Annotated in this window: 13 protein-coding genes; 8 read left to right on the forward strand and 5 right to left on the reverse strand. The window is 71.0% G+C overall.

Annotated features, from left to right (window positions below; all coding sequences use genetic code 11):
• The first annotated feature begins 36 nt into the window (after positions 1 to 36).
• Together AC3CHW_RS27835 and AC3CHW_RS27840 are read left to right on the forward strand one after the other, a co-directional pair.
• Positions 37 to 498 (forward strand): type II toxin-antitoxin system PemK/MazF family toxin, encoded by a 462-nt coding sequence (locus AC3CHW_RS27835; protein ID WP_488468284.1) that lies wholly within the window; start codon positions 37 to 39, stop codon positions 496 to 498.
• Positions 499 to 580: 82 nt separating this feature from the next.
• Positions 581 to 1,225 carry a nucleoside/nucleotide kinase family protein gene (locus tag AC3CHW_RS27840; RefSeq protein ID WP_488468285.1) on the forward strand — a complete coding sequence of 215 codons (645 nt, stop codon included), beginning with the start codon at positions 581 to 583 and terminating at the stop codon, positions 1,223 to 1,225.
• Between the two features lie 58 nt (positions 1,226 to 1,283).
• Here the strand turns inward: AC3CHW_RS27840 and AC3CHW_RS27845 are convergent, their stop codons facing one another.
• Positions 1,284 to 1,871: a methylated-DNA--[protein]-cysteine S-methyltransferase gene (locus AC3CHW_RS27845; protein WP_488471188.1), complete on the reverse strand. Its 588-nt coding sequence runs from the start codon at positions 1,869 to 1,871 to the stop codon at positions 1,284 to 1,286.
• A 306-nt stretch (positions 1,872 to 2,177) separates the two neighbouring features.
• Positions 2,178 to 3,104, reverse strand: coding sequence for a glycerophosphodiester phosphodiesterase (locus AC3CHW_RS27850; protein WP_398609828.1), 927 nt, complete (start codon positions 3,102 to 3,104; stop codon positions 2,178 to 2,180).
• Positions 3,105 to 3,232: 128 nt separating this feature from the next.
• Between AC3CHW_RS27850 and AC3CHW_RS27855 the strand changes: the two genes are divergently transcribed.
• Entirely contained in the window at positions 3,233 to 4,150 is a 918-nt protein-coding gene (locus tag AC3CHW_RS27855) for a phosphotransferase enzyme family protein (RefSeq protein ID WP_488468286.1), read from the forward strand.
• Positions 4,151 to 4,379: 229 nt separating this feature from the next.
• Here the strand turns inward: AC3CHW_RS27855 and AC3CHW_RS27860 are convergent, their stop codons facing one another.
• Positions 4,380 to 4,580 carry a DUF4177 domain-containing protein gene (locus tag AC3CHW_RS27860; RefSeq protein WP_176161057.1) on the reverse strand — a complete coding sequence of 67 codons (201 nt, stop codon included), beginning with the start codon at positions 4,578 to 4,580 and terminating at the stop codon, positions 4,380 to 4,382.
• 182 nt (positions 4,581 to 4,762) lie between these two features.
• Between AC3CHW_RS27860 and uvrB the strand changes: the two genes are divergently transcribed.
• From uvrB to AC3CHW_RS27880, 4 genes are all read left to right on the forward strand, one after another.
• Entirely contained in the window at positions 4,763 to 6,889 is a 2,127-nt protein-coding gene (gene uvrB / locus AC3CHW_RS27865) for an excinuclease ABC subunit UvrB (RefSeq protein ID WP_459247087.1), read from the forward strand.
• Between the two features lie 187 nt (positions 6,890 to 7,076).
• Entirely contained in the window at positions 7,077 to 7,655 is a 579-nt protein-coding gene (locus AC3CHW_RS27870) for a TerD family protein (RefSeq protein WP_176161055.1), read from the forward strand.
• Between the two features lie 294 nt (positions 7,656 to 7,949).
• On the forward strand, positions 7,950 to 9,923 hold the full coding sequence (locus AC3CHW_RS27875) for a TerD family protein (RefSeq protein ID WP_488468287.1): 1,974 nt from the start codon (positions 7,950 to 7,952) through the stop codon (positions 9,921 to 9,923).
• Between the two features lie 318 nt (positions 9,924 to 10,241).
• Positions 10,242 to 11,222 carry a TerC family protein gene (locus tag AC3CHW_RS27880; RefSeq protein WP_488468288.1) on the forward strand — a complete coding sequence of 327 codons (981 nt, stop codon included), beginning with the start codon at positions 10,242 to 10,244 and terminating at the stop codon, positions 11,220 to 11,222.
• Between the two features lie 156 nt (positions 11,223 to 11,378).
• On the opposite strand, the gene AC3CHW_RS27885 is transcribed toward AC3CHW_RS27880, so the two are convergent.
• Positions 11,379 to 12,035 (reverse strand): MBL fold metallo-hydrolase, encoded by a 657-nt coding sequence (locus tag AC3CHW_RS27885; protein ID WP_459247089.1) that lies wholly within the window; start codon positions 12,033 to 12,035, stop codon positions 11,379 to 11,381.
• A gap of 4 nt (positions 12,036 to 12,039) precedes the next feature.
• On the reverse strand, positions 12,040 to 12,753 hold the full coding sequence (locus AC3CHW_RS27890; RefSeq protein ID WP_488468289.1) for a maleylpyruvate isomerase family mycothiol-dependent enzyme: 714 nt from the start codon (positions 12,751 to 12,753) through the stop codon (positions 12,040 to 12,042).
• Between the two features lie 181 nt (positions 12,754 to 12,934).
• On the opposite strand from AC3CHW_RS27890, the gene uvrA reads away from it, so the two are divergent.
• Positions 12,935 to 15,934, forward strand: coding sequence for an excinuclease ABC subunit UvrA (uvrA, locus tag AC3CHW_RS27895; RefSeq protein ID WP_488468290.1), 3,000 nt, complete (start codon positions 12,935 to 12,937; stop codon positions 15,932 to 15,934).
• Positions 15,935 to 16,049: the final 115 nt, after the last annotated feature.

Consider the following 16,049-nt stretch of genomic DNA (forward strand, 5'->3'; position numbering starts at 1 on the left):
CACGACGCCCAGCGCCGCGCGGGCTAGCGTGTCCGGATGACCTCAGCACCCCGTGCTCCGCACGGCACCCCCGAGAACCCCGGCCGGCTGGGGCCGTCGGCCACGGTCGAGGCTCGACCCCAACAGGTCGGCCCGGTGCGCACCGAGTACGCTCCCGACCCGGACGGCGAGCCGGACCCCGGGGAGATCGTGTGGACCTGGGTGCCGTACGAGGAGAACGACGGGCGGGGCAAGGACCGGCCGGTGCTGGTCGTGGCGCGGGAGCGGGCCGGCACCCTGCTCGCCGTACGACTGTCGAGCAAGCGGCACGACGAGGACCGCGAGTGGGTGCCGATCGGGTCGGGCCCGTGGGACAGCGCCGGGCGGGAGTCGTGGGTGGACCTGGACCGGATACTGCGCGTGCACCGCGACGGCATGCGCCGCGAGGCGTGCGCGCTCGCCCGCCCGCTCTTCGACCGGGTCGTGGCCCGGCTGCGGCGCCGTTACGGCTGGAGTTGAGGGGACCATCGCTGCGGCGCTCCGCTGCGTCGCGTACCGGGGCGCGGGTGGGCGCGCCGGGGACGGCCGGCATGATGGTGGTGTGCGGCTCGAAGCGATCTCCTGGGAACGGCTGACCGACGCGCTCGCCGACCGGGTGACGCGGACCGAGGCCGCGGACGGCGGGCCCTGGCCGCGCGTGGCGGTGGACGGCGCGCCGGCCGCGCACGGCGACGCGCTCGCCGAGCGGCTCGCCGACGCCCTGCGGCTGCGCGGCCGGTCCGTGCTGGTGGTGGCTACGGCCGGGTTCCTGCGTCCCGCGTCGCTGCGCTACGAGTTCGGCCGGCAGGACGTCGACGCGTACTACGACGGATGGACCGACGTCGGCGCCTTGTGGCGCGAGGTGTTCAACCCCCTCGACGCGGGCGGCTCCGGACGCGTGCTGCCCGACCTGTGGGACCCGGTCACCGACCGTGCGACGCGCTCGCCCTACGTGTCGCTGCCGCCCGGTGGCGTGCTGGTGGTGCACGGACCGCTGCTGCTCGGCCACTGGTTCCCCTTCGACCTCTCGGTGCACCTCCGGTTGTCGCCGGCTGCCCTCGCCCGGCGCACGGAGCGGGACCAGCAGTGGACCCTGCCCGCGTTCGCCCGCTACGAGGCGGAGGTGTGCCCCGCCGAGAGCGCCGATGTGGTCGTACGCGCCGACGATCCCCGCCACCCGGCGTGGAACGGTGGGGATACCCGGTGACCGGGCTCCCACCGGCCCCGCGCGCGCCGAGGCGGCAACGCGACAGGGGCCGAGTGGCCTAGAACAGCGGCTGCGGCAGCACGCCCTCCAGCGCGAGCAGGGTGCGCTTCATCTCCAGGCCGCCTCCGAAACCACCTATGCCGCCGTCGCTCTCGACGACGCGATGACAGGGCACGACGACCGGAATCGGGTTCGCCCCCATGGCCACGCCGACCGCGCGGGCGGCGTCCGGCTCACCCGCCCTGACGGCGAGATCCTGATACCCGACCACGGTGCCGTACGGGACGTGGGCCGCCAGCTCGCGCAGCACCCGGCGGTTGAAGCCCGAGATCAGCGACCAGTCCAGGGGCAGGGTGAAGTCCCGCAGTTCGCCGTCGAAGTACGCCTCGAACTGCCGGACCGCCGCCGCGACCAGCGGGTGCTCGGGCGAGGGGGAGGAGGGCGGGGTGATCCCCAACCGGCGGCCGAGCCGATCGAGGGCGTCGGCGCTTCTCGCCGCGTTGGCGTGGAAGACCACCTGGATCAGGCCCTGCTCCGTCATGGCGAGCAACAGGGGGCCGATCGGTGTGTCGATGGTCTGCCAGGCCACGGTGCGACCGCCCGGCCGGGCCGCCCCGCCGTCCGCCTGGGCCGACTCCCGGTCCAACGCCCGCTCCGGCGCCGTGGCCACGGGGCGGGCCGCGCGCGTCGCCGGCTCCGCCTGCTCTGAGGTGTTCACGCGTTCAGCGTAGATCGCCGTACTGACAATCGCCGTTGACTTGCGAGAACGCGGAGCGTGGGGACCGGATGCGCGGGCGCGTCGGCGGGGCGAACCTGGCGATGTCGGACGCGCGGACCACGTCGTACGCGTGCGCAGGCGGACCCGACCGCCCCGGTTGAGGACGGTCGGGCCCGCCTGCTCCGCGGAGCGGCGCTCCGTGCCGGGGTCCGCGACGGCCGTGGCGGGCGGGTGTTACGCCGCCGCGCTCGCCGTCGGCACCGCGTTCCGGTCGGCGGCGGGCTTGGCCTTGTGCCCCACCGCGTCACGGATGACGTCGGGGTAGTTGGTGATGATCCCGTCCACACCCATGTCGGCGACCTTGACCGCCTTCGCGGCGTCGTTCACGGTCCAGGTGTAGACCTCCAGCGGCCTGCCGTGCGCGCCGCGCAGCGCGTGCACGGCGGCGACGTAGTCGGAACTGACGGTCGTGTGGCTCGGGTTGATCTGGTCCGTGAACTTCGCGTACTTGGGCAGGTCGGCCACGGCCGGCGTGCCGAGGAAGCCCGTCTTCACGTCGGGGCGCAGCTCGTGCGTGGTCTTGACCGAATCGGCGCTGAAGCTCTGGATGATCAGCCGGTGCTTGACGTGCTGGCGGTCGAGCCACCCCTGGCGGCGCAGCTCGTTAAGCGTCTGGCGCTCGATGCCGGGGTACAGCTCGGGGGCCTTGAGCTCCATCAGCAGCTTCTGGTGGTTCCTGCTCACCCGGTTCATGTACTGCGCGAGCGTCGGCACGCGCTCGCCGGCGAACTCGGGACTGAACCAGCTTCCCGCGTCCAGCCGCTTGATCTCCTTGAGCGTGAACTCGGAGACCTTCCACGACGTGCGGTCGGGGAAGACCTCTTCGACGTTGGTGGTGCGGTTCAGCGTGGTGTCGTGCATGATCACCAGCTTGCCGTCCTTGGTGCGCTGGACGTCGTTCTCGACCCAGTCGATGTCCCGGTCGGCGGCGGCGTCCACGGCGGCGAGCGTGTTCTCCGGCGCGTAGGCCGACGCGCCACGGTGGGCGACGGTGACCGGTCTGTGCGGGTGGTCAGCGGCCTGGGCCGACGCCGCGGGCAGGAGGAGGACGGACGCTCCCAGGAGTATGCCGGAAGCTGCGGCGACGGAACGGATGTGCATGGGGACTCCTCGCGTCGGGTGACTCTGAGACGGGCAGGACGGGCAGAGAGTCCCAGTCATTCCGTACCGAGAGATAGGTGTGGGATGGACAGGAACTGAACGAGAGGTGCGCCGTGTCCTTCGCGGAAATGCCGTTTTCGGGACGAATCCGGACAGTCGTCGGGCAGGCATGGGGGGTCGAACTCGGTGGTGACGCGCGTCGCCTCCACGGCGGCGAGGAGTCTGCCGCCTATCACGTGAACGATACGAGCGCTGCCGGCTCGCCGCGCGCCGTGGTGGTGCGCGTCGGGCCGCACCGGCGCACGTCCGAGGAGGCCGAGTGGTGCCACGCGGTGGCCCGGCGCGCGGCGCGGGGCGGGCTGGCCGAGGCCGTGGTGCCGCTGCGTACGGCGGATGGCCGCACGGTCGTGCGGGCGGAGGGCAGGCCCGTTTCGCTGTGGCCGTACGTGGAGGGCGGCTGGGCCGACGAAACGGACGCGCGGCAGGCGGAGCAGGCGGCGCGGCTGCTCGCCCGGCTGCACCGGGCGCTGTCCGGGGCGGTCGTGCCCGGGCGTCCGGTGGTCGCGGACCTGACGGTCGGGCTGCGTGGCGAGATGGCGCACGCGCATCCCGCCCTGCGCGACCCGGAGCTCGACGCCTGGTTGGCGGCGTTCTCCCGCGGGGCCCGGCGGGAGCATCCGTTGCACGGCGACTACTACCACGGCAACCTGCTGGTGGACGCCCACGGTCGGCTGGTGGCCGTGCTCGACTGGGACGAGGCGCTGGTCGCCCCGCCCGAGGTGGAACTGGCGGGCGCGGCGCTGGAGTTCGCCGGCGAGTTCGGCGATGACTGGGCCGCCTGCCGTCGGTTCGTCGACGCCTATCTGGCGGAGGGCGGCACGGTCGAGAAGCTGGACGACACGGACATGGCCCAACTCATGCGGCACCGGTTGCGACGGGAGGCGGCGGCCTACGCGTCGGCGGTCGCCCGCGGGGTGCCGCACGACGCCGAGGACGTCGGTTACCACGAGCGGCGGATGGCCGCCTTCGCGTCGCTACGGCCCTGACCGGCCAGATCGCCCGCTACGAGGCGGGCCGGACCCCACGGGCGTGACGTACGCTCCGTGCCCGCGCCGCCACTGCCCGCGCCGCGCGCCGTCGGTCGTGACGGGCGGGCGTCCTCGCGCGTGCCGGTCGCGGCGTCGCGCGGTCCGCGCGAGGGGCTGGCACGCGCGGTCGGCCCCGGACCGGCGGCTCGCGCGGCCCGTCCGGGGCTCGGTGGTCCGACCCGGGGCGTCAGCGGCGCGGGCGCTCGAACGTGACGAGGAGGCCCTCCACGCCGCCGGGGCCTATGCGCCCCTTCACGTCGGCGGCCGTCATAGCCTTGAGCTGCCACCCGTCGGCCGCGTGCTTGTTCAGCAGATCCTCGATCTTGTCGGGCGACATCTTGCCGCCGATCAGCTTTTCGCGAATCTGGATCACTTTGTACTCGTACATGGTCGATGGCCTTTCGTTCGTTGCGCCCGTGCCGTGAACTGGCTGTCTGGGCCCCTGGCGTGTTCGGAATGATGCGAAGAGTGATCGATCCGATGCGTAACGCCACTGCCGTGGGCTGGCGAGACGCCAGGCTACGGGGCTGTGCCGAGGCCGTTGTCAGTGGTGAGCCGTACGGTAGTTCCATGCGGCCCGTATCCCAGATCCAACGCAAGGTGGCGCCTTTCGAGGTCGTCAGCCCCTACCAGCCGAGCGGCGACCAGCCGGCGGCGATCGCCGAGCTCGAGCGGCGCATCCGAGCGGGTGAGAAGGATGTCGTCCTGCTCGGCGCGACCGGTACGGGCAAGTCGGCCACCACCGCGTGGATGATCGAGAAGCTGCAGCGGCCCACGCTGGTCATGGCGCCGAACAAGACCCTGGCGGCCCAGCTCGCCAACGAGTTCCGCGAGCTGCTGCCGAACAACGCGGTGGAGTACTTCGTCTCGTACTACGACTACTACCAGCCGGAGGCGTACGTACCGCAGTCGGACACCTACATCGAGAAGGACTCCTCGATCAACGAGGAGGTCGAGCGACTGCGCCACTCCGCGACCAACTCGCTCCTCACCCGTCGTGACGTGGTCGTCGTGGCCTCCGTCTCCTGCATCTACGGCCTGGGCACGCCGCAGGAGTACGTGAAGGGCATGGTCCACCTCAAGCTCGGCGACGAGGTCGACCGCGACCGCCTCCTGCGGCGCTTCGTGGACATCCACTACACGCGCAACGACATGGCGTTCACCCGGGGCACCTTCCGGGTGCGCGGCGACACCATCGAGATCTTCCCGGTCTACGAGGAGTTGGCCGTCCGCATCGAGATGTTCGGCGACGAGATCGAGGCGCTGTCCACGCTGCACCCGCTGACCGGCGAGGTGATCTCCGAGGACCAGGAGCTCCACGTCTTCCCGGCGAGCCACTACGTGGCGGGCGCCGAGCGCATGGAGAAGGCCATCACCCGCATCGAGGCCGAGCTGACCGACACGCTCGCCCGGATGGAGAAGCAGGGCAAGCTGCTGGAGGCCCAGCGGCTGCGGATGCGTACCACGTACGACATCGAGATGATGCGCCAGATCGGCACCTGCTCGGGCATCGAGAACTACTCGCTGCACATCGACGGTCGCGAACCCGGCTCCGCGCCGCACACGCTGCTCGACTTCTTCCCGGAGGACTTCCTCCTGGTCATCGACGAGTCGCACGTCACCGTTCCGCAGATCGGTGCCATGTACGAGGGCGACGCCTCCCGCAAGCGCACCCTGGTCGAACACGGCTTCCGGCTCCCGTCCGCCATGGACAACCGCCCGCTCAAGTGGGAGGAGTTCCTGACCCGCATCGGGCAGACCGTCTACCTCTCGGCCACCCCCGGCAAGTACGAACTCGCCCGTGGCGACGGGTTCGTGGAGCAGATCATCCGCCCCACCGGCCTGGTGGACCCCGAGGTCGTGGTCAAGCCCACCGAGGGCCAGATCGACGACCTGATCCACGAGATCCGTCTGCGCACCGAGAAGGACGAGCGCGTCCTGGTCACCACGCTGACCAAGAAGATGGCCGAGGACCTCACCGACTACATGGTCGAGCTGGGCATCCAGGTCCGGTACCTGCACAGCGACGTCGACACGCTGCGCCGCGTCGAGCTGCTGCGCGAACTGCGCGCCGGCGAGTACGACGTGCTGGTGGGCATCAACCTCCTGCGCGAGGGCCTCGACCTGCCCGAGGTCTCCCTGGTGGCCATCCTCGACGCCGACAAGGAGGGCTTCCTCCGCTCGGGGACGTCGCTGATCCAGACCATCGGCCGCGCGGCGCGCAACGTCTCGGGCCAGGTGCACATGTACGCCGACAAGGTCACCCGCGCCATGGCCATGGCCATCGAGGAGACCAACCGGCGCCGCGAGAAGCAGATCGCCTACAACACGGAGCGCGGCATCGACCCGCAGCCGCTCCGCAAGAAGATCAACGACATCGTCGCGACCATCGCCCGCGAGGAGGTCGACACCGAGGAACTGCTCGGCACCGGCTACCGCCAGCCCGACAAGGGCAAGGGCAAGGCCCCCGTGCCCGCGCTGGCCAAGCAGTCCCCGCGCGGCAAGGCCGCCAAGGGCAAGGACGCCACGCCGACGGACCGCCCGGCGGCCGAACTCGCCGAGATCATCGAGGAGATGACCGAGCGCATGCGAGCCGCCGCGGCGGACCTCCAGTTCGAGATCGCGGCGCGGCTGCGCGACGAGGTGGGCGAGCTGAAGAAGGAGCTGCGCCAGATGCGTGAGGCCGGGCTGGCCTGACGGGGGAGGCGGGCCGATTGCGCCCCCAGCGCGTCCGGAGACGGCCGGCGAGGGGACGGCGCCGACGGTGTGTTGCAAGAGCGACACAAAGCCGTACGCGGGTGGTCAGAGCCGCGGGCGCAGTGCATAGGGTTCAAGCAGGCCGTACAGACGGGCGGCCGGGGAAGCAGCGAGAGAGGTACAGCGCGTGACGGTCAACATGTCCAAGGGCCAGGCCATCAGCCTTCAGAAGGCCGACGGCGCCACTCTGACCGCCGTTCGGATGGGCCTGGGTTGGCAGTCCGCGCCCCGCCGTGGCCTGTTCGGGTCGCGGACCAAGGAGGTCGACCTCGACGCGTCGGCCGTGCTCTTCGCGGACAAGCAGCCGGTGGACGTGGTGTTCTTCCGGCACCTGACGAGCGACGACGGTTCGGTCCGGCACACCGGCGACAACCTCGTCGGCGGCGCGGGGCAGGGCGGCGACGACGAGTCGATCCTGGTCGACCTGCAGCGGGTTCCGGTGCACATCGACCAGATCGTGTTCACCGTCAACTCCTTCACCGGCCAGACCTTCGCCGAGGTCGCCAACGCCTTCTGCCGCCTGGTGGACGAGACCAACGGCCAGGAGATGGCGCGCTACACGCTCACGGGCGGCGGGCAGTACACGGCCCAGATCATGGCGAAGGTACACCGCGCGGGCAGCGGCTGGCAGATGACGGCCCTCGGCACGCCGGCCAACGGCCGTACGTTCCAGGACCTGATGCCGTCGATCGTCCCGCACCTGTAAGGACCGGCACCGGGTACGCCCGATCGCCGCGCGCCCCTGCCGACCCGGCCGCTCGACCGGGAGGGCACGGGGCGCGGCGCGTACCCGGACCTGCCGCGCACCGCGCGGCCGAGCCGCGGGCGGGCAGCGGCGACCGGCGCGTACGACAGCCGGCCCCCGAGCACGCGGCATCCGAGTACGCGGGACCCCGTCGCGTCAGCCCGGTCCCGCCGCCCCACCCGTACGACAGCCAGGCCGACCGCGCGTCACGGCGATTCGGCGCACCCAGCACACCACCAACGAGAGGGCGCAGTGATGACGGCCGAGCTGGTCCGGGGGCAGAACCACCCGCTGCCTCAGACCCGTTTGGAGGTCCGGATAGCGGCGGGCAAGCCCGTCGTCGCCGGAGCGACACTCGGAGACGACCAGGGAAAGGTGCGGAGCGCCGACTGGGTCGCGCATCCCGCCGCTCCGCAGATGCCGGGGCTCGAGGTGTCCCGGCAGGCCGCGGCCGACCACCGCCTCGCGGTCGATCTCGGCGCGATGCCGGAGGCCGTCCACACGGTCACCGTGCTGCTCGCGCTGCCCACCGGGGTGGGCGGGCCGGTGCGGTTCGGCGGCCTGGCCGCCCCGTTCGTCGCGGTGACCGACCTCGACGGGGACGAGATCGCCACGTTCACCATCACCGACCTCGACGCGGAGTCCGCCGTCACGGCGCTGGAGCTCTACCGCAGGAACGGGGCCTGGAAGGTCCGAGCCGTCGGCCAGGGGTACGCGGGCGGCCTCGCGGCCATGCTCCACGACCAAGGGCTGCCCGAAGCGGCCACGCTGGCCACGGAGATCAACGACGCGGTGGCGCGCGGCATGGCCAGGTCGCTCACGCCGCCGGCGCGGACCAACGGCGGCGACGGCCGGGTGCGGACGGCCACCACGGGGGGAGAGCCGCCGCAGGGCGCGAGCGCGCCCGGCCCCGCGGCGGCCGGCGCGGCTCCCGCCCCGATCGGCGCACCGGACCCGGGCGGCGCGGACGCCTCGGCCACGCAACCCGGCGGCCCGGTGAACTACCAGCACCCGGGCCGACGGACCACCGCGCCGACCCCGCCCCCGGCCGCCCCGCAGCCCGGTCCGCAGGGCCAGCCGCCGCGACCCGTGGCGGGCGACGCCGCGGGCTGGACGATGGAGGAGCGGCTGTACAACCAGGTCTGGGGCATGTTCGAGGACCTGGCGCGGAGCACGGCCGCCTATCGCAGCGCGGTCGACTTCGCGGACTCGCGGATGGAGAAGGAGCTCGACGCGGTCCTCTCCGACCCGCGGACGCGTGTCGGGCCGCTCGCGGACGCCGCGCGCACCGAGGCGCGCGACAAGCACACGCGACTCGTGGAGCAGGCCCGGGCCGTGCTGGACCGCGACCTGGCCCAGCTCGTCGCCGAGGCCGAGGTGGTCGAGCCGGCACTACCGCCGGCCTACGCCCGCTGGAGCAGCCCGGTGTGGCAGGCGTACGAGGTGCCGATGGAGATGCCCATGGCGCTGCGCCTGGGCGATCTGCACCTGCCCGAGCGCACGGACCTGCGCATACCCATGATCGTCCGGCTGCCGTTGGAGCGCGGGCTGTGGGTGGACAGCGGGCGTGGCGGGTCCTCGGACGCGGCCATGGTGGACCCCACGGAGATGCGCCGGCTCGCCATGGAGAGCGCCGTGGCGCACGCGGCACGGTTGATCGCCGTCTACCCGGTGGGCGAGTTCACGGTGCACGTGATCGACCCCGCGGGGGCGGGCGCCGCCGCGCTCACCCCACTGACCAGCACGGGCGTGCTGCCCGAGGCGCCGGCGCTCGGGGCGCAGGGCGTGGCGGCGGTGCTGGCGAAGCTGACCCAGCGGGTCGACCTGGTGCAGATGGCGGTGCGCAGCGGCGCCGTCGACGCCCTCCCACGGGACCTGGACACCGCCCAGCAACTGCTGATCGTCAACGACTTCCCGCACGGGTTCGACGACCGGGCGGTGAACCAGTTGCGGTACCTCGCGGACGAGGGGCCGTCCGTCGGGGTGCACCTGATGATGGTGGCCGACCGGGAGGACGCGCGGGCCTACGGGCCGGTGCTCGACCCGCTGTGGCGCGCCCTGCTGCGGGTCACCCCGGTAGCCGACGACCACCTCGCCGATCCCTGGGTCGGCCACGCGTGGACGTTCGAGCCGTCGCTGGCGCCCCAGGGCAGCGAGGTCCTGACGCGCGTGCTGAGCCAGGTGACCCGGGCCCGGGAGTCCTACGGGGAGCACGACATCGCGGACTGACGGCCTGACGGCCGCCGCGCGCTGACAGCCGACGGGCGCCCCGGCGCCTCGACCCCGAGCCGGTGGTCGAGGGTGCCGGGGCGCCCCCGCGTTCTGCGCTTTTAGCTCTCTCTTTACTCTCTTTACTATTCCTTGGCTTTCCCTGTACTCTCTTGGTGCGGAGGGGAGTACTCCCTACGGCGACGTTCCCGTCATCACGGACCTCGGTCCCGGGGCGTCGGCCTGATCCGTCGGCAGCACGCGCTGCCGACTCAGGCGGAAGAGACCTCCGGCAGCGACAACGCTGAAAGTTGCCGTACGCAATCTGCCGGAGGAGCAGTGGACGTTTCCTTGACCCTGTGGGTGCTGACCATCGTTGGTCTGTCCGCCCTGATCGCCATCGATTTCTTCATCGGTGGCCGCAAACCGCACGAGGTCTCCATCAAGGAGGCCGGTACCTGGACCGTGGTGTGGATCGTCCTCGCCGGTCTCTTCGCGCTCGGACTGTTGGTGTTCGGAGGTGGCCAGCCGGCCGGTGAGTTCACCGCGGGCTACATCACCGAGAAGTCGCTGAGCGTCGACAACCTCTTCGTCTTCGTCCTGATCATGTCGAAGTTCGCGGTGCCGTCGATATACCAACAGCGGGTGCTGATGGTCGGCGTGCTCATCGCGCTGGTGCTGCGCGCCGTGTTCATCGGTGCGGGCGCCGCGATCATCGCCAACTTCGCCTGGGTCTTCTACATCTTCGGCGCCTTCCTCATCTGGACCGCCTGGAAGCTCATCCAGGAGGCGCGGGCCGAGGAGCAGGACGAGGAGTTCGAGGAGAACCGCTTCCTGAAGCTCGTGGAGCGGCGCTTCCCGTCGACCGACCAGTACCACGGCACCAAGCTGTTCATCGTCCAGAACGGCAAGCGGCTGATCACGCCGATGCTGATCGTGATGCTGGCGATCGGCACGACGGACGTCCTGTTCGCCCTGGACTCGATCCCCGCGATCTTCGGCCTCACCCAGGACCCGTACATCGTGTTCACCGCGAACGCCTTCGCCCTGATGGGGCTGCGGCAGTTGTACTTCCTCATCGGTGGCCTGCTGAAGAAGCTGGTCCACCTCTCGTACGGCCTGTCGATCATCCTCGGCTTCATCGGCGTGAAGCTGGTGCTGCACGCGTTGCACGAGTCGGGTGTGCACGTTCCCGAGATCAGCATCCCGGTCTCGCTCGGCGTGATCTGCGCGGTGCTCGTCGTCACCACGATCACGAGCCTGCGCGCGTCCAAGAAGCAGGCCCAAGCGGACGCCGAGAAGGACAGCGTCGACGTCTGACGGGTCGACCCGGAGGGGCGCGCTACGGGCGAAGCGTCGCTCGGCGCCCCTCCGGATATCGAGCGAGAAGCTGCCGTGCGCGGCGGCACACAAGACGGTGCCCCTGACGTCCCACGTCAGGGGCACCGTTGTGCGGGCGACGCCGCGGCGAGCCGACTACCAGCCGCGTTCCCGCCACTCGCCGAGGTGTGGACGCTCGGCGCCGAGCGTGGTGTCCGCCCCGTGGCCCGGGTAGACCCAGGTCTCGTCGGGCAGGACGTCGAAGAGCTTGCGCTCGACGTCGTTGATGAGGCTCGCGAACGAACGCTCCTCGCCCCAGGTGTTGCCGACGCCGCCGGGGAAGAGGCAGTCCCCGGTGAAGACGTGCGGGTGCCCGTGCGGGTCGTCGTAGATCAGGGCGATGCTGCCCGGGGTGTGTCCGACCAGGTGGCGCGCGGTGAGCGTGACCCGCCCCACCCGGATCGTGTCGCCGTCGTCCACCAGGACGTCGGTCGCGACGGGGATGCCCTCGGCGTCGTGCCGGCCGGCGTGGGTGCGCGCTCCGGTCGCCCGCACCACCTCGTCCAGCGCCTGCCAGTGGTCGCCGTGTCGGTGCGTCGTCACGACCGAGGCGATGCCGTCGTCGCCGATGAAGTCGAGCAGGCGTGCGGAGTCGTTGGCCGCGTCGATGAGGAGTTGCTCGTCGGTGGCCCGGCAGCGCAGCAGGTACGCGTTGTTGTTCATCGGGCCGACCGCGATCTTGGAGATCATGAGATCGGTCAGTTCGTGCACGTCGGCGGGGCCACCGACCTCCACCGCTCCGCTGTACGTCATGGCCTCAGCCTAGTGGCGGGAGGGTGGGCAGCGGAGCGTTCGCGGCGAGGTCGGAGCCGTCGGAGCGACCGGTGAGCCAGCCGAGCAGCGCGACGGGCGTACCCTCGACGGTGGTGGGCTCCTCTCCGGCACGACCGGTGTGCCAGGTGTGCCCGCCGGGAACGGTGAGCGTCAGCGCGGGCACGTCCGCGTGGCCGGCGAACTTGCCGCTGGTGAGGAATTCCACCTCCCGCTGCACGAAGTCGGCCGGGAGGTCGGTGAGCTCGTAGCCGATGTCCAGGTCGACATGGTGCAGCTCGACCTCGATCAGGCGGCGGAAGGGGAGCCGGGCCGCGCGCTCGGTGACGGCGTTGCGCATGGCGACCACGTAGTCCCACCGGTCCTTGGTGAGGGCCGCGGCTGCTGAATTGAAGCGGAACGCGCTGGTACGGAGGTCGTCGAGGTGCACGACCATCGGACGGTCGGCATCGCGGGCGATGTCGGCGTTGCGCGCTTCGTCGTTGGCGTACATCGGAGTCTCTTCACCGGTGCGCGCCCAGGTGAGGAGGTTCACGATGGCGTCGGCGTTGCGGGCGAGGTGGGCCAGGATGTGGCCCCGGGTCCAGCCCGGCAACCGCGACGGACGGGCGGCTGCCGCATCGTCCAGTGGGGTCACCGCGGTCAGCAGGCGATGGGTGGCGGCCTGCACGGCAGCCGCGTCGTGCGCGAAGTCAGTCATGATCCAACGTTAGTGCGCGCCACTCGATCGGGTGAAGGTGGCAGACTCTCGCCGTAATTCGAATGTGCGTGCTATACGCTCGTGTGTGGCATCGAACCACCATCTCTCTGGGGCGCCCCCCATACCCTGGGTTCCGGGGCACCGCTCCGCTCCGCCTCTCTCAAGAAAGGTGCCGACCGGCGTGGCCGACCGTCTCATCGTCCGTGGCGCTCGCGAGCACAATCTCAAGAATGTCTCGCTCGACCTCCCGCGTGACTCCCTCATCGTCTTCACCGGGCTCTCGGGGTCGGGCAAGTCGTCTCTCGCGTTCGACACGATCTTCGCCGAGGGGCAGCGCCGGTACGTCGAGTCGCTCTCCTCCTACGCACGCCAGTTCCTGGGCCAGATGGACAAGCCCGACGTGGACTTCATCGAAGGTCTCTCGCCGGCTGTCTCCATCGACCAGAAGTCCACCTCGCGCAACCCGCGCTCCACGGTCGGCACCATCACCGAGGTCTACGACTACCTCCGTCTGCTGTTCGCCCGGATCGGCAAGCCGCACTGCCCGGAGTGCGGCCGTCCCATCGCCCGCCAGTCGCCCCAGGCGATCGTGGACCGCGTCCTGGAGCTGCCCCCGGGCAGCCGCTTCCAGGTCCTGTCCCCGCTGGTGCGCGAGCGCAAGGGGGAGTTCGTCGACCTCTTCTCCGACCTCCAGACCAAGGGATACAGCCGGGCCCGGGTGGACGGGGCCACGGTGCAGCTCTCCGAGCCGCCGAAGCTCAAGAAGCAGGAGAAGCACACCATCGAGGTGGTGGTGGACCGCCTCACCGTCAAGGAGAGCGCCAAGCGGCGGCTGACGGACTCGGTGGAGACCGCCCTCGGGCTCTCCGGCGGCATGGTCATCCTGGACTTCGTGGACCTCGACGAGGACGACCCGCAGCGCGAGCGGATGTTTTCGGAGCACCTCTACTGCCCGTACGACGACCTGTCCTTCGAGGAGCTCGAACCGCGTTCCTTCTCCTTCAACTCGCCCTTCGGCGCCTGCCCGGACTGCACCGGCATCGGCACCCGCATGGAGGTCGACCCGGAGCTGATCATTCCGGACGAGGAGAAGTCGCTGGACGAGGGCGCGATCCACCCGTGGTCGCACGGCCACACCAAGGACTACTTCGCGCGCCTCGTGGGCGCGCTCTCGGACGCGCTGGGATTCCGTACCGACATCCCGTGGGCCGGGCTGCCGCAGCGGGCCAGGAAGGCCCTGCTCAACGGGCACAAGACGCAGATCGAGGTGCGCTACCGCAACCGGTACGGGCGCGAGCGCGCGTACACCACGGCCTTCGAGGGAGCGGTGCCGTTCGTCAAGCGGCGCCACTCCGAGGCCGAGAGCGACGCCAGCCGGGAGCGCTTCGAGGGCTACATGCGCGAGGTGCCGTGCCCGACCTGTGAGGGCACGCGGCTCAAGCCCATCGTCCTCGCGGTGACCGTTCAGGACCGGTCCATCGCCGACATCTCGGCGATGTCGATCAGCGAGTGCGCCGAGTTCCTGCGCGCCCTCAAGCTGAGCGCCCGCGAGAAGACCATCGCGGAGCGGGTGCTCAAGGAGGTCAACGAGCGGCTGCGCTTCCTCGTGGACGTGGGCCTCGACTACCTCTCGCTCAACCGGGCCGCCGGCACCCTCTCCGGCGGCGAGGCCCAGCGCATCCGGCTGGCCACCCAGATCGGCTCCGGCCTCGTCGGCGTGCTCTACGTACTGGACGAGCCCTCCATCGGCCTGCACCAGCGCGACAACCACCGGTTGATCGAGACCCTGGTGCGACTGCGCGACCTCGGCAACACGTTGATCGTCGTGGAGCACGACGAGGACACCATCAAGACCTCGGACTGGGTGGTGGACATCGGCCCGGGCGCGGGCGAGCACGGCGGCAAGGTCGTGCACAGCGGGCCGCTGGCCGAGCTGCTGGCCAACGACGCCTCGGTGACGGGGCAGTACCTGGCCGGCAAGAAGGCCATCCCGACCCCGCAGCAGCGGCGCGCGGTCGACCGCGACCGGCAGTTGACGGTGCACGGCGCGCGGGAGAACAACCTGCGGGACATCGACGTGTCGTTCCCGCTGGGCGTGCTGACCGCGGTCACCGGTGTGTCCGGATCGGGGAAGTCGACCCTGGTCAACGACATCCTGTACACGCACCTGGCGCGCGAGCTCAACGGAGCCCGCTCGGTTCCGGGCCGGCACACCCGGGTCGACGGCGACGACCTGGTCGACAAGGTCGTGCACGTGGACCAGTCGCCGATCGGTCGGACCCCGCGTTCCAACCCGGCGACCTACACCGGCGTCTTCGACCACGTCCGCAAGCTGTTCGCGGAGACCATGGAAGCCAAGGTCCGCGGGTATCTGCCGGGCCGCTTCTCGTTCAACGTCAAGGGCGGCCGGTGCGAGAACTGCTCCGGTGACGGCACCATCAAGATCGAGATGAACTTCCTGCCGGACGTGTACGTACCGTGCGAGGTCTGCCACGGCGCGCGCTACAACCGCGAGACGCTGGAGGTCCACTACAAGGGCAAGTCCATCGCCGAGGTGCTGGACATGCCCATCGAGGAGGCCCTGGACTTCTTCGAGGCCGTGCCGGCCATCTCGCGCCACCTGCGGACGCTCAACGAGGTCGGACTGGGCTATGTGCGGCTCGGGCAGTCCGCGCCGACCCTCTCCGGTGGCGAGGCCCAGCGCGTCAAGCTCTCCAGCGAGCTGCAGAAGCGGTCCACGGGTCGCACGGTCTACGTTCTGGACGAGCCGACCACCGGGCTGCACTTCGAGGACATCAGCAAGCTGATCCGGGTGTTGTCGGGGTTGGTCGACAAGGGCAACACCGTGATCGTGATCGAGCACAACCTCGATGTGATCAAGACGGCCGACTGGGTCGTGGACATGGGCCCCGAGGGCGGCAGCGGCGGCGGGCTCGTCGTCGCGGAGGGCACGCCGGAGCAGGTGGCGTCCGTGCCGACCAGCCACACCGGCAAGTTCCTCCGGGACCTGCTGGGCGACCGGGTCAGCGACGTGGACGCGGCCCCGGCGCGGAAGCGAACCGCGAAGAAGGCGGCGCCCGCGAAGAAGACCGCGGCAGCGTCGGCGACGGCGGCGAAGAAGGCCGGCGCGGCGAAGAAGGCCACGGCCAAGAAGACCGCGACGAAGCGGACCGCGCGCTAGGGGGCGCACCGCACGAGGCCGCGCCCGCCCGCCTACCCGCCGGGCGTGGCCTCGCGCGGCAGGTGGGCCGGCCCCGCCACGGAGGGGCCGGGCATGGGCGGGCCCGGCCCCGCCC

The organism is Streptomyces sp. MGP-BFMKR1, from assembly GCF_057766585.1.